Consider the following 13,086-nt stretch of genomic DNA (forward strand, 5'->3'; position numbering starts at 1 on the left):
ATAGAACAGACTCAAAATCATCATTTCACGAAAGGATGCAAGATGAAAATTACGCAAGAAGAGGTAACACACGTTGCCAATCTTTCAAAATTAAGATTCTCTGAAGAAGAAACTGCTGCCTTTGCAACTACCTTGTCCAAGATTGTAGACATGGTTGAATTACTGGGCGAAGTAGACACAACTGGTGTCGCACCTACTACGACCATGGCTGACCGCAAGACTGTACTCCGCCCTGATGTGGCCGAAGAAGGAACAGACCGTGATCGCTTGTTTAAAAACGTACCTGAAAAAGACAACTACTATATCAAGGTACCAGCTATCCTAGACGATGGAGGAGATGCCTAATGACTTTCAACAATAAAACCATTGAAGACTTGCACAATCTCCTTGTCTCAAAGGAAATTTCTGCAACTGAATTGACCCAAGCAACTCTTGAAGATATCAAGTCTCGAGAGACAGCTATCAACGCTTTTGTTACCATCGCTGAGGAGCAAGCTCTTGCTCAAGCTAAAGCTATTGATGAAGCTGGAATTGACGCTGATAATGTCCTTTCAGGAATTCCATTTGCAGTTAAGGATAACATCTCTACAGACGGCATTCTCACAACTGCTGCATCAAAAATGCTCTATAACTACGAGCCAATTTTTGATGCGACAGCCGTTGCCAATGCAAAGGCTAAAGGCATGATTGTTGTAGGAAAGACCAACATGGACGAATTTGCCATGGGTGGTTCAGGTGAGACTTCCCACTACGGAGCAACTAAAAACGCTTGGGACCACAGCAAGGTTCCTGGTGGTTCATCAAGTGGTTCTGCCGCAGCTGTAGCTTCAGGACAAATTCGCTTGTCACTTGGTTCTGATACGGGTGGCTCTATTCGCCAACCTGCTGCCTTCAACGGGATCGTTGGTCTCAAACCAACCTACGGAACAGTTTCACGTTTCGGTCTCATTGCCTTTGGTAGTTCATTAGACCAGATTGGACCTTTTGCTCCTACTGTTAAGGAAAATGCTCTCTTGCTCAACGCTATTGCCAGCGAAGATGCCAAAGACTCTACTTCTGCCCCTGTCCGCATTGCCGACTTTACTTCAAAAATTGGTCAAGACATCAAGGGTATGAAAATCGCTTTGCCTAAGGAATACCTTGGCCAAGGGATTGACCCAGAAGTTAAAGAAACCATTCTTAATGCTGCTAAACACTTTGAAAAACTGGGGGCTATCGTCGAAGAAGTCAGCCTTCCTCACTCTAAATACGGTGTTGCCGTCTACTACATCATCGCTTCATCTGAAGCTTCATCAAACTTGCAACGCTTTGACGGTATCCGTTACGGCTACCGCGCAGAAGATGCAAGCAACCTTGATGAAATCTATGTAAACAGCCGTAGCCAAGGTTTCGGTGAAGAAGTGAAACGCCGTATTATGCTAGGTACTTTCAGCCTTTCGTCAGGTTACTACGATGCCTATTACAAGAAAGCTGGTCAGGTCCGTACCCTCATCATTCAAGATTTCGAAAAAGTCTTTGCGGATTACGATTTGATTTTGGGACCAACTGCTCCAAGCGTTGCCTATGACTTGGATTCACTCAACCACGATCCAGTTGCCATGTACTTGGCTGACCTCTTGACCATCCCAGTCAACTTAGCTGGTCTACCAGGAATTTCGATTCCTGCTGGATTCTCTCAAGGTCTACCAGTCGGTCTACAATTGATTGGTCCTAAGTACTCTGAGGAAACCATTTACCAAGTTGCTGCTGCTTTTGAAGCAACAACAGACTACCACAAACAACAACCCGTGATTTTTGGAGGTGACAACTAATGAACTTTGAAACAGTCATTGGACTTGAAGTCCACGTAGAGCTCAACACCAATTCAAAAATCTTCTCACCTACTTCTGCCCACTTTGGAAATGACCAAAATGCCAACACCAACGTGATTGATTGGTCCTTCCCAGGTGTTCTGCCAGTTCTCAATAAAGGTGTTGTTGATGCCGGTATCAAAGCTGCTCTTGCCCTCAATATGGATATCCACAAAAAGATGCACTTCGACCGCAAGAACTACTTCTATCCTGATAATCCCAAAGCCTACCAAATTTCTCAATTTGATGAGCCAATCGGTTACAACGGCTGGATTGAAGTAGAGCTAGAAGACGGTACAACCAAGAAAATCGGTATCGAACGCGCTCACCTAGAAGAAGACGCTGGTAAAAACACTCACGGTACAGATGGCTACTCTTATGTTGACCTCAACCGCCAAGGGGTGCCATTGATTGAGATTGTATCTGAAGCCGACATGCGTTCTCCTGAAGAAGCCTATGCTTATCTAACCGCCCTCAAGGAAGTTATCCAGTATGCTGGCATTTCTGACGTTAAGATGGAAGAAGGTTCGATGCGTGTGGATGCCAACATTTCTCTTCGTCCTTATGGTCAAGAGAAATTCGGTACCAAGACTGAGTTGAAAAACCTCAACTCCTTCTCAAACGTGCGTAAGGGTCTTGAATACGAAGTCCAACGTCAGGCTGAAATCCTACGCTCAGGTGGTCAAATCCGCCAAGAAACACGCCGTTACGATGAAGCCAACAAAGCAACCATACTCATGCGTGTCAAGGAAGGCGCTGCAGACTACCGCTACTTCCCAGAACCAGACCTACCTCTCTTTGAAATTTCAAACGAGTGGATTGAGGAAATGCGTACAGAGTTGCCAGAGTTTCCGAAAGAACGCCGTGCGCGTTACGTGGCTGACCTTGGCTTGTCAGACTACGATGCTAACCAGTTGACTGCAAACAAGGTCACTTCTGACTTCTTTGAAAAAGCTGTTGCCCTCGGTGGCGATGCTAAACAAGTCTCTAACTGGCTCCAAGGTGAAGTGGCTCAATTCTTGAATGCTGAAGGCAAGACACTGGAACAAATCGAATTGACACCAGAAAACTTGGTTGAAATGATTGCCATCATCGAAGACGGCACTATCTCGTCTAAGATTGCCAAGAAAGTCTTTGTCCACCTAGCTAAAAATGGCGGTGGCGCGCGTGAATACGTGGAAAAAGCAGGTATGGTTCAAATCTCAGATCCTGAAATCTTGATCCCGATCATCCACCAAGTCTTTGCGGATAACGAAGCCGCCGTTGCCGACTTCAAGTCAGGAAAACGTAATGCAGACAAGGCCTTCACAGGCTTCCTTATGAAAGCAACCAAAGGCCAAGCCAACCCACAAGTTGCTCTTAAACTGCTTGCACAAGAATTGGCGAAGTTGAAAGAAGATTAATATGTAAAAAACCAGCCCTGAGGTTGGTTTTTTCTCCCCTACCATCTCCCAATAACTATTTTGGCTTTATTTCCAGAACATTTTATGGTAAAATGAAGAGTAATAATATTTATTAAAGAGGTAAAAACATGATTGAAGCAAGCAAATTGAAAGCTGGTATGACGTTTGAAACTGCAGACGGAAAATTGATCCGCGTTTTGGAAGCTAGCCACCACAAACCAGGTAAAGGGAACACAATCATGCGTATGAAATTACGTGATGTCCGTACTGGTTCTACTTTTGATACAAGCTACCGTCCAGAAGAAAAATTCGAACAAGCTATTATCGAAACTGTTCCAGCTCAATACTTGTACAAAATGGATGAAACTGCCTACTTCATGAACACTGAAACTTACGACCAATACGAAATCCCAGTCGTAAATGTTGAAAATGAATTGCTTTACATCCTTGAAAACTCTGATGTGAAAATCCAATTCTACGGAACTGAAGTAATCGGTGTAACTGTACCAACCACTGTTGAATTGACAGTTGCTGAAACACAACCATCTATCAAAGGTGCTACTGTTACAGGTTCTGGTAAACCAGCAACTATGGAAACTGGACTTGTTGTCAACGTTCCAGACTTCATCGAAGCTGGGCAAAAATTGATCATCAACACTGCAGAAGGAACTTACGTTTCTCGTGCCTAATCTCTAGAAAGAGGTCATTCTATGGGAATTGAAGAACAATTTGGCGAAATCGTTATCGCTCCACGTGTACTTGAAAAAATTATTGCCATCGCAACTGCTAAAGTTGAGGGTGTCCACTCATTTTCAAATAAATCCGTATCTGATACCCTATCAAAACTCTCTCTTGGTCGTGGCGTCTACTTAAAAGAAAGCAACGAAGAACTAACTGCTGACATCTATCTCTACCTTGAGTACGGTGTGAAAGTACCAAAAGTTGCTCTTGCTATTCAAAAAGCAGTGAAAGACGCTGTCCGTGATATGGCTGATGTGGAACTTGCTGCTGTCAACATCCATGTTGCAGGAATCGTTCCAGACAAGACACCAAAACCTGAGTTGAAAGATCTATTTAACGAGGACTTCCTCAATGACTAGTCCATTATTAGAATCTAGACGCGAACTTCGTAAATGCGCTTTTCAAGCTCTCATGAGCCTTGAATTCGACACAGATATGGAAACGGCTTGTCGCTTTGCCTACACACATGACCGTGAAGATGAAGATGTGCAAATTCCTGCCTTTCTTCTGAACTTGGTTTCTGGTGTTCAAGCTCAAAAAGACGAGTTGGATAAACAAATCAACCAGCACCTCAAGTCAGGCTGGACAGTTGAACGCTTGACCTTGGTCGAAAAAAACTTACTACGCTTGGGTATCTTTGAAATCACATCATTTGATACTCCTCAGCTGGTAGCAGTCAATGAAGCCATTGAACTTGCTAAGAATTTTTCAGATCAAAAATCAGCCCGCTTTATCAACGGACTGCTTAGTCAATTTGTAACTGAAGAAAATGAATAATCGAAAAGGTGTTTGGTTTTCCAAGCACCTTTTACTTCATCCTTGATACAGAGTAAGAACCACATAAAAACTAGAACTAACTGCCAGTTCTAGTTTTTGTATTAATATTTTCTAAATCTTTGATAGCGTTCTTCCAACAACTCTTCTAACGGTTTTTGCGAAAGTCTAGCTAGCTCAGCTTGAAGTTCTTTCTTTACACTCTTAATCAGTTCTTTGCTAGAAAGTCCTGCTTCAGAAATCACCTTGTCTACCACGTCCATTTCTAACAGCTCATGAGAAGTGATTTTCATCAGTTCTGCCGCTTCCATGGCACGACTGCCGTCCTTCCATAGAATGGAAGCAAAGCCTTCTGGGCTGAGAATGGCATAGATAGAATTTTCCAGCATCCAGACACGGTCTGCGACTGCCAGAGCCAGAGCTCCACCTGAACCACCTTCACCGATAATAATAGCAATAATCGGAACTTTCAGGTCACTCATTTCCATGAGATTGCGAGCGATAGCTTCTCCTTGACCGCGTTCTTCCGCGCCGACACCAGGATAGGCACCTGCAGTATTGATAAAGGTCACAACTGGACGACCAAACTTTTCAGCCTGTTTCATCAACCGTAGAGCCTTACGGTAGCCTTCTGGATGCGGTTGACCAAAATTCCGCTTGAGGTTATCTTGTAAACTCTTGCCTTTTTGGATACCAACCACTGTTACAGCTTGGTCCCCAAGCCAGCCAATACCACCAACAACTGCACCATCGTCACGAAAAGAACGGTCACCGTGTAATTGGATAAATTCATCAAAAATGCCTGTCGCAAAGTCTAAGGTTGTCAAGCGACTCTGCTCACGCGCTTCTCTGACTATTTTTGCAATATTCATCTTGGACTCCCTCCGTGCAATCTGACTAGGCTAGCAATTGTATCTGGCAAGTCTCTTCTTTTAACGATAGCATCCACAAAGCCATGTTCTAATAGGAATTCTGCCTTTTGGAAATCCTCAGGCAAGCTTTCACGAACCGTATTTTCAATGACACGACGCCCAGCAAAACCAACCAAACTTTGTGGTTCAGCCAGAATGATATCGCCTTCCATAGCGAAGGAAGCTGTTACACCACCTGTCGTTGGATCTGTCAAAATCGTCAGGTAAAAGAGGCCAGCATTTGAATGGCGTTTAACTGCTGCAGAAATCTTTGCCATCTGCATGAGACTCATAATTCCTTCCTGCATACGGGCTCCACCAGATGCTGTGAAAAGAACAACTGGCAATTTTTCAACAGTCGCATACTCAAATAATCGAGTGATTTTTTCCCCTACAACCGTACCCATAGATGCCATGATAAAGTTGGAATCCATAATCCCAAGAGCCACAGTCTGACCTTTAATAAGAGCAGTTCCTGTCACAACGGCTTCATCCAGACCTGTTTTTTCACGCATGGTTGCCAGTTTCTTTTGGTAACCAGGGAAATGCAAGGGATCCTTGCTTTCAATCCCTGTAAACAATTCCTTGAAGGTTCCCATATCAATCGTCAAAGCCAAGCGTTCTTGGGCAGAAATACGAAAGGTATAGCTACAGTGCGGACAGATACGCTCACTTCCCAGATCCTTCTGGTAGATGGTATGCTTACAACCCGGACACTGGGAGAATAATTCATCTGGAACCTCTGGCTTAGCTTGAGGTTTTTCCCTAACTGAACGATTGGGATTGATTCGAATATACTTATCTTTTTTACTAAATAGAGCCATTGATTCCCCTTTTCGGTTTAAACTCTTGAAGTCATTTTATTCTTTTTCTTGATATTTGGGTAAGAAGGTTTCCATCAAGAAGGAAGTATCGTAATCCCCAGCAATGACATTGCGATCTGAAATGAGGTCAAGCTGGAAATCAGCATTGGTCTGCACCCCCTCTATCTCTAGTTCATAGAGGGCTCGTTGCATTTTCATCAAAGCATCAAAACGATTCTCTCCATGAACGATGACTTTGGCAATCATACTATCATAATAGGGGGGAATGGTATAGCCTGGATAAACTGCTGAATCTACGCGCAAGCCAACCCCTCCACTTGGCAGATAGAGATTGGTAATCTTACCTGGACTTGGAGCAAAATTAAAAGCTGGATTTTCTGCATTGATCCGACACTCGATAGCATGGCCACGTAGGACAATATCTTCTTGCTTCACAGACAAAGGCTGGCCTGCCGCAATGCGAATCTGTTCCTTAACGATATCCACACCTGAAACAAACTCTGTTACTGGATGCTCTACCTGAACACGAGTATTCATCTCCATGAAATAGAAGTTTCCACTGGCTTCGTCAAGAAGAAACTCAATGGTCCCTGCATTCTCATAGCCAACAGACTCTGCAGCTCGAACAGCCGCAGCACCGATTTCATGGCGTAGCGTTTTTCCGATTGCAATCGAAGGGCTTTCTTCTAAAACCTTTTGGTTATTCCGTTGAAGAGAGCAATCTCGTTCCCCCAAATGGATTACATTTCCATGTTCATCTCCTAGAATTTGAACCTCGATATGACGAGCTGGATAAATGACCCGTTCTATGTACATGGCACCATTGCCATAATTAGCCTTGGCTTCACTAGAGGCAGTTTCAAAAGCTGAAACAAGGTCTTCTGGTTTTTCAACCTTACGAATCCCTTTACCACCTCCACCTGCTGAAGCCTTGAGCATCACAGGATAGCCAATTTTTTCAGCAACAATCAAAGCTTCCTCAGAGTTATGCACTTCTCCATCCGAACCCGGAATGACGGGCACGCCTGCTTTAATCATCTGAGCACGTGCATTAATCTTGTCCCCCATCATATCCATAACATGGCCAGATGGACCGATAAACTTGATGCCAACCTCTTCACACATGGTTGCAAATTTGGAATTTTCACTGAGAAATCCAAAACCGGGGTGAATAGCTTCTGCTTCAGTCAAGACTGCAGCTGATAGAACCGCATTAATGTTAAGATAAGACTCAGTTGCCTTGCCAGGGCCGATACAAACCGCTTCATCTGCCAAAAGCGTATGAAGGGCTTCCTTATCAGCAGTTGAATAAACCGCTACCGTCGCAATCCCCAATTCACGCGCTGCACGGATAATACGGACCGCAATTTCACCACGATTGGCAATTAAAATTTTTCGAAACATGGAGAACCTCCTTAGTTCCCAATTGCAAAGGTAAGAGTACCACTAGCAGCAAGCTTGCCATCCACTTCAGCTTTGGCTTCAACCACGGCAATGGTACCACGACGTTTTACAAAAGTCGCTGTCATAACCAATTGGTCGCCTGGTACAACCTGCTTCTTGAATTTAACCTTGTCCATACCAGCGTAAAAGACTAGTTTCCCCTTATTTTCAGGCTTAGACAACTCCAAAACACCAGCAGTTTGCGCCAAGGCTTCCATGATTAGAACACCTGGCATAACTGGGTATTGAGGAAAATGGCCGTTAAAGAAAGGCTCGTTGATAGTCACATTTTTGATGGCAACAATAGTATCCTCGCTCACTTCCAAGACACGGTCCACTAGGAGCATGGGATAACGGTGGGGTAGAGCTTCTTTGATTCCTTGAATATCGATCATTTGATACGTACCAATCCTTTACCAAACTCAACCATTTCTTCGTTAGAAACGAGAATTTCCGTTACTACACCATCCTTAGGTGCTGGAATTTCATTCATAACTTTCATGGCTTCGATAATCACCAATGTTTGACCTTTTTTGACACTATCACCAACTGAAACGAAGGCCGGTTTATCTGGGCCAGCAGCCAAGTAAGCCACTCCAACAAGTGGGCTCTCTACAACATCTCCCTCAGCAACTACACTTGTTTCAGCTGGAGCTTGAACTTCTTCTACAGTCTCTGCTGGAGCAGATGTAGGAGCCGCTGAATTTGGTGTTGCTAGAACGGGCGCTGGAGCAACTGGAGCTGCAACTTCAGGCACAAGTCTAGCTTCATTTTTGCTAAACTGCAACTCATCCGTCCCATTTTTATAAGAAAATTCTCTCAAACTTGACTGGTCAAATTGAGCCATCAAGTCTTTAATATCGTTTAAATTCATACTTATTTATTCTCCCAACGTTTGAAAGCAAGAACGGCATTGTGGCCACCAAAACCAAAGGTATTTGAAATAGCGTATGGAATCTCTTGCTCCAAGCCTTGTCCATAAACGACATTGGCTTCGATATAGTCTGATACTTCGCTTGTCCCAGCTGTCATTGGTACAAAGTTATGACGCATAGCTTCGATGGTTACGATAGCTTCTACTGCACCCGCAGCCCCCAGCAAATGTCCGGTGAAAGACTTAGTTGATGATACAGGTACTTCCTTGCCAAGAACAGCTACGATAGCACCACTTTCTCCTTTTTCATTAGCAGGAGTTGACGTTCCGTGAGCATTGACATAGGCTACCTGCTCTGGAGAAATCTCAGCTTCTTCCAAGGCTAGTTTGATGGCCTTGATAGCTCCCTGACCTTCTGGATGTGGTGAAGTCATGTGGTAGGCATCACAAGTATTTCCGTAACCAACCACTTCAGCAAGGATAGTAGCCCCACGTTTTTCCGCGTGGTCAAGGCTTTCAAGAACCAACATCCCTGAACCTTCACCCATGACAAAACCATTACGGTTCTTATCAAATGGGATAGAAGCACGACTTGGGTCCTCTGTAGTAGAGAGAGCTGTTAGGGCTTGGAAACCAGCAATAGCAAAAGGTGTGATAGAGGCTTCTGAACCACCTACCAACATAACGTCTTGGAAACCAAATTTAATTGAGCGGAAGGCATCCCCAATCGCATCATTTGATGAAGCGCAGGCAGTATTGATCGATTTACAAACACCGTTTGCTCCAAAACGCATGGCAACATTTCCTGAAGCCATATTTGGCAAAGCTTTTGGAAGGGTCAATGGTTTCACACGTTTTGGACCTTTATCATTTAAGCGAAGTACTTGATCTTCAATTTCCTTGATTCCACCAATACCAGAGGCAACAATAACACCAAAACGATCCTTGTCAATAGCCTCTACATCCAGATTGGCATGATTGACAGCCTCTTGGGCTGCGTACAAAGCATACAAAGAATAGTTATCAAAACGATTGGTATCTTTCTTTACAAAGTATTTATCAAAAGGAAAATCTTGAATTTCTGCTGCATTATGCACATCAAAGTCACTATGATCAAATTTTGTAATTTGGCCAATTCCGATTTTTCCAGTTGTCAAACTATTCCAAAATTCTTCTGGTGTATTTCCGATTGGAGATGTTACTCCATAACCTGTTACTACTACGCGATTTAGTTTCATCTTTTTTACCTCTAGCTTCTGCTACATACTTAAGCCACCATCAATGGCAACCACTTGACCAGTTAGATAATCTTGGCCTGCTAAAAATACTGTTAAATCTGCAACCTGCTCTGCCTGCCCAAATTCTTTCATAGGAATTTGTGCCAGCATAGCATCTTTTACCTTGTCTGATAGAACAGCTGTCATATCGGACTCAATCATTCCAGGTGCAATAGCATTAACCCTGATATTGCGATTGGCCACTTCACGCGCCACAGACTTGGTAAAACCAATCAAACCAGCCTTAGAAGCTGCATAGTTAGCTTGACCGATATTCCCCATCAAACCAACTACACTAGACATATTAATGATAGCACCTTCTCTGGCTTTTATCATCGGTTTCAAGACTGATTGTGTCATGTTAAAGGCACCAGTCAGGTTAACCTTGAGCACTTTTTCAAAATCTGCTTCTGTCATCTTGAGCATTAGGGTATCTTGGGTAATCCCTGCATTGTTGACCAAAACATCTACTGAACCCAGCTCTACAATAGCTTGATCAACCATACGCTTAGCATCTGCAAAATTTGATACATCTCCTGAAACGGGAACCACCTTGACACCATAGTTTGAAAACTCAGCGAGCAATTCTTCTGAGATTGCCCCACGACTGTTTAAAACAATATTGGCTCCTGCCTGAGCAAACTTGTGGGCGATGGCAAGACCAATCCCACGACTCGAACCTGTAATAAAGATATTTTTATTTTTTAGTTGCATTCTTTTCTCCTGTTTCCTCTTGTATTTGTGGGAGAAGGGATTACTCGTTTTCTAGCAAGGCTTCCAAACTCGCCTGATCTTCAACATTGGCTAGTTTAGCTGTTTTATCAATTTTTTTGACAAAGCCTGACAAGACTTTCCCTGGGCCAATCTCGATAAAGTTGGTTACTCCTGCTTCTTGCATAACTGCAATACTTTCATAGAAACGAACTGGTTCCTTGACCTGACGCGTCAAGAGTTGAACTATATCTTCTTTTTGCATGACAGCAGCTTCTGTATTACCAACTAGGGGACAAGTAAAATCTGCAAAACTTACTTGAGCAAGAGTTTCAGCTAGTTTCTGGCTAGCAGGCTCAAGGAGAGCGGTATGAAAGGGACCTGACACCTTGAGTGGAATCAAGCGTTTGGCACCTGCTTCTTGCAAGAGTTCGACAGCTCGGTCAACTGCAGCCACTTCTCCACCAATCACAATTTGTGCAGGTGTATTATAGTTGGCTGGAGTAACCACTCCAAGTTCAGAAGCTTTTCGACAGACTTCTTCAATAACCTCTACTGGCGTATTGAGAACTGCTACCATCTTGCCAGAACCAGCAGGGGCCGCTTCTTCCATATAGGCTCCACGCTTAGCTACCAAGGCAACCGCATCTTCAAAATCCAAGGCACCGCTGGCTACCAAGGCAGAGTATTCTCCAAGTGACAAACCAGCAACCATATCAGGCTGATAGCCCTTTTCTTTCAATAAACGATAGATAGCAACTGAAGTCGCTAAAATAGCTGGTTGCGTATAGCGGGTCTGATTGAGTTTTTCTTCTTCCCTATCAATGAGATAACGCAAATCATAACCGAGTACCTGACTCGCTTGATCAATCGTTTCTTTGACAATAGGGTAGTGATCATAGAGATCCCGTCCCATACCTAGATACTGGGCACCTTGGCCAGCAAATAAAAAGGCCGTTTTAGTCATTTCTTACAACTCCTGCCCAACGAGAGGCTTCTTCTTGAATTTTCTTAGCTGCTCCGTAATACAAATCTTTTAGGATTTCTTCAACGGTTTCTTCTTTGGAAACAAGCCCAGCAATTTGACCTGCCATAACAGATCCACCATCCACATCTCCGTGAACAACCGCTTTGGCTAGTGCACCTGCTCCCATTTGTTCAAAAATTTCCAAATCTGGATTTTCTTGTTTAAAGGCATCTTTCTCAGCTTTTTCAAAATCACGAGTCAATTGGTTTTTAATCGCACGAACAGCATGTCCAAAGTGTTGAGCTGAAATCGTAGTATCGATATCTCTAGCTTTTAAAATTTTCGCCTTATAATTTGGATGGGCATTAGACTCTTTTGCAACGACAAAGCGAGTTCCAACCTGAACAGCTTCTGCACCTAGCATAAAGCCAGCTGCAGCACCTTCACCATCTGCAATCCCTCCTGCAGCAATAACAGGAATAGATACAGCAGCAGCAACCTGGCGCACCAAGGTCATGGTTGTTAATTTACCGATATGCCCCCCAGCTTCCATTCCTTCTGCAATAACGGCATCTGCACCGATTTTTTCCATGCGCTTAGCTAGGGCAACACTAGGAACAACAGGAATAACTGTAATACCAGCAGCATGGAAACGTTCCATGTATTTACTTGGATTTCCTGCTCCTGTTGTAACTACCTTAACACCTTCCTCGATAACGAGGTCTACAATATCTTCCACAAAGGGAGACAAGAGCATGATGTTGACACCAAAGGGTTTATCCGTCAATGATTTGATTTTATCAATATTTGCCTTGACAACTTCTTTAGGGGCATTCCCCCCACCGATAATCCCTAGTCCTCCAGCCTTGGAAACAGCCCCTGCCAAATCACCATCAGCAACCCAGGCCATCCCTCCTTGGAAAATAGGATAATCAATGTTCAATAATTCTGTAATACGCGTTTTCATAGTGCCTCCATCGTTTCTTGCTTACGTAATAGTTCGATACCGTCATAATTTGACAATCAAACTATTGCCTAAACAAGAGGGAGCGGGTTTCCCTACTCCTTCTATCTTATATTCTGCTTATTTTGTTTGCTCTTCAACGTAGGCAACCAAGTCACCAACTGTTTTCAAGTCATCTTCTGCTTCGATTTGGATATCAAAAGCATCTTCGATTTCTGAAATTACTTGGAACAAGTCCAATGAATCTGCGTCCAAATCATCAAAAGTTGATTCAAGTGTTACTTCTGATGCGTCTTTTCCAAGTTCTTCAACGATAATTTCTTGTACTTTTTCAAATACTGCCATGA

Annotated in this window: 16 protein-coding genes; 6 read left to right on the forward strand and 10 right to left on the reverse strand. The window is 43.5% G+C overall.

Going from position 1 to position 13,086, the window contains the following annotated elements; genetic code table 11:
• Positions 1 to 42: 42 nt before the first annotated feature.
• The 6 genes from gatC to nusB all read left to right on the forward strand — a co-directional run bounded on the left by gatC (position 43) and on the right by nusB (position 4,771).
• Positions 43 to 345 carry an Asp-tRNA(Asn)/Glu-tRNA(Gln) amidotransferase subunit GatC gene (gatC, locus tag JJN14_RS08285; RefSeq protein ID WP_000705419.1) on the forward strand — a complete coding sequence of 101 codons (303 nt, stop codon included), beginning with the start codon at positions 43 to 45 and terminating at the stop codon, positions 343 to 345.
• On the forward strand, positions 345 to 1,811 hold the full coding sequence (gatA, locus tag JJN14_RS08290; protein WP_201058401.1) for an Asp-tRNA(Asn)/Glu-tRNA(Gln) amidotransferase subunit GatA: 1,467 nt from the start codon (positions 345 to 347) through the stop codon (positions 1,809 to 1,811). The genes gatC and gatA overlap by 1 nt, the downstream gene beginning before the upstream one ends.
• Entirely contained in the window at positions 1,811 to 3,253 is a 1,443-nt protein-coding gene (gene gatB, locus JJN14_RS08295; protein ID WP_201058402.1) for an Asp-tRNA(Asn)/Glu-tRNA(Gln) amidotransferase subunit GatB, read from the forward strand. The genes gatA and gatB overlap by 1 nt, the downstream gene beginning before the upstream one ends.
• Before the next feature lie 128 nt (positions 3,254 to 3,381).
• Complete coding sequence (efp, locus tag JJN14_RS08300) at positions 3,382 to 3,942, forward strand: elongation factor P (RefSeq protein ID WP_000568643.1); 561 nt, start codon at positions 3,382 to 3,384, stop codon at positions 3,940 to 3,942.
• Between the two features lie 21 nt (positions 3,943 to 3,963).
• The gene (locus JJN14_RS08305; protein WP_000510577.1) at positions 3,964 to 4,353 is read left to right on the forward strand and encodes an Asp23/Gls24 family envelope stress response protein; all 390 of its coding nucleotides are present in this window, start codon (positions 3,964 to 3,966) and stop codon (positions 4,351 to 4,353) included.
• Positions 4,346 to 4,771 (forward strand): transcription antitermination factor NusB, encoded by a 426-nt coding sequence (gene nusB / locus JJN14_RS08310; protein WP_084889753.1) that lies wholly within the window; start codon positions 4,346 to 4,348, stop codon positions 4,769 to 4,771. The genes JJN14_RS08305 and nusB overlap by 8 nt, the downstream gene beginning before the upstream one ends.
• 101 nt (positions 4,772 to 4,872) lie before the next feature.
• Here the strand turns inward: nusB and JJN14_RS08315 are convergent, their stop codons facing one another.
• The 10 genes from JJN14_RS08315 to JJN14_RS08360 all read right to left on the reverse strand — a co-directional run bounded on the left by JJN14_RS08315 (position 4,873) and on the right by JJN14_RS08360 (position 13,084).
• A complete protein-coding gene (locus JJN14_RS08315; protein ID WP_201058403.1) occupies positions 4,873 to 5,640 on the reverse strand; it encodes an acetyl-CoA carboxylase carboxyl transferase subunit alpha in 768 nt (255 codons plus the stop codon).
• On the reverse strand, positions 5,637 to 6,503 hold the full coding sequence (accD, locus tag JJN14_RS08320) for an acetyl-CoA carboxylase, carboxyltransferase subunit beta (protein WP_020902990.1): 867 nt from the start codon (positions 6,501 to 6,503) through the stop codon (positions 5,637 to 5,639). Before accD ends, JJN14_RS08315 begins: the two co-directional genes overlap by 4 nt.
• Positions 6,504 to 6,539: 36 nt before the next feature.
• Positions 6,540 to 7,907, reverse strand: coding sequence for an acetyl-CoA carboxylase biotin carboxylase subunit (accC, locus tag JJN14_RS08325; protein WP_201058404.1), 1,368 nt, complete (start codon positions 7,905 to 7,907; stop codon positions 6,540 to 6,542).
• A gap of 11 nt (positions 7,908 to 7,918) precedes the next feature.
• Positions 7,919 to 8,341 carry a 3-hydroxyacyl-ACP dehydratase FabZ gene (gene fabZ, locus JJN14_RS08330; RefSeq protein WP_000565515.1) on the reverse strand — a complete coding sequence of 141 codons (423 nt, stop codon included), beginning with the start codon at positions 8,339 to 8,341 and terminating at the stop codon, positions 7,919 to 7,921.
• Positions 8,338 to 8,820, reverse strand: coding sequence for an acetyl-CoA carboxylase biotin carboxyl carrier protein (gene accB, locus JJN14_RS08335; RefSeq protein WP_201058405.1), 483 nt, complete (start codon positions 8,818 to 8,820; stop codon positions 8,338 to 8,340). Before accB ends, fabZ begins: the two co-directional genes overlap by 4 nt.
• 2 nt (positions 8,821 to 8,822) lie before the next feature.
• On the reverse strand, positions 8,823 to 10,058 hold the full coding sequence (fabF, locus tag JJN14_RS08340) for a beta-ketoacyl-ACP synthase II (RefSeq protein ID WP_201058406.1): 1,236 nt from the start codon (positions 10,056 to 10,058) through the stop codon (positions 8,823 to 8,825).
• A 21-nt stretch (positions 10,059 to 10,079) separates the two neighbouring features.
• Positions 10,080 to 10,811, reverse strand: coding sequence for a 3-oxoacyl-[acyl-carrier-protein] reductase (gene fabG / locus JJN14_RS08345; RefSeq protein WP_064276628.1), 732 nt, complete (start codon positions 10,809 to 10,811; stop codon positions 10,080 to 10,082).
• Between the two features lie 40 nt (positions 10,812 to 10,851).
• Complete coding sequence (fabD, locus tag JJN14_RS08350) at positions 10,852 to 11,775, reverse strand: ACP S-malonyltransferase (RefSeq protein ID WP_201058407.1); 924 nt, start codon at positions 11,773 to 11,775, stop codon at positions 10,852 to 10,854.
• A complete protein-coding gene (gene fabK, locus JJN14_RS08355; RefSeq protein ID WP_084927828.1) occupies positions 11,768 to 12,742 on the reverse strand; it encodes an enoyl-[acyl-carrier-protein] reductase FabK in 975 nt (324 codons plus the stop codon). Before fabK ends, fabD begins: the two co-directional genes overlap by 8 nt.
• 117 nt (positions 12,743 to 12,859) lie before the next feature.
• Entirely contained in the window at positions 12,860 to 13,084 is a 225-nt protein-coding gene (locus JJN14_RS08360; RefSeq protein ID WP_000257838.1) for an acyl carrier protein, read from the reverse strand.
• Positions 13,085 to 13,086 lie beyond the last annotated feature (2 nt).

The organism is Streptococcus mitis, assembly GCF_016658865.1.
GTDB lineage: Bacteria > Bacillota > Bacilli > Lactobacillales > Streptococcaceae > Streptococcus > Streptococcus mitis_BT.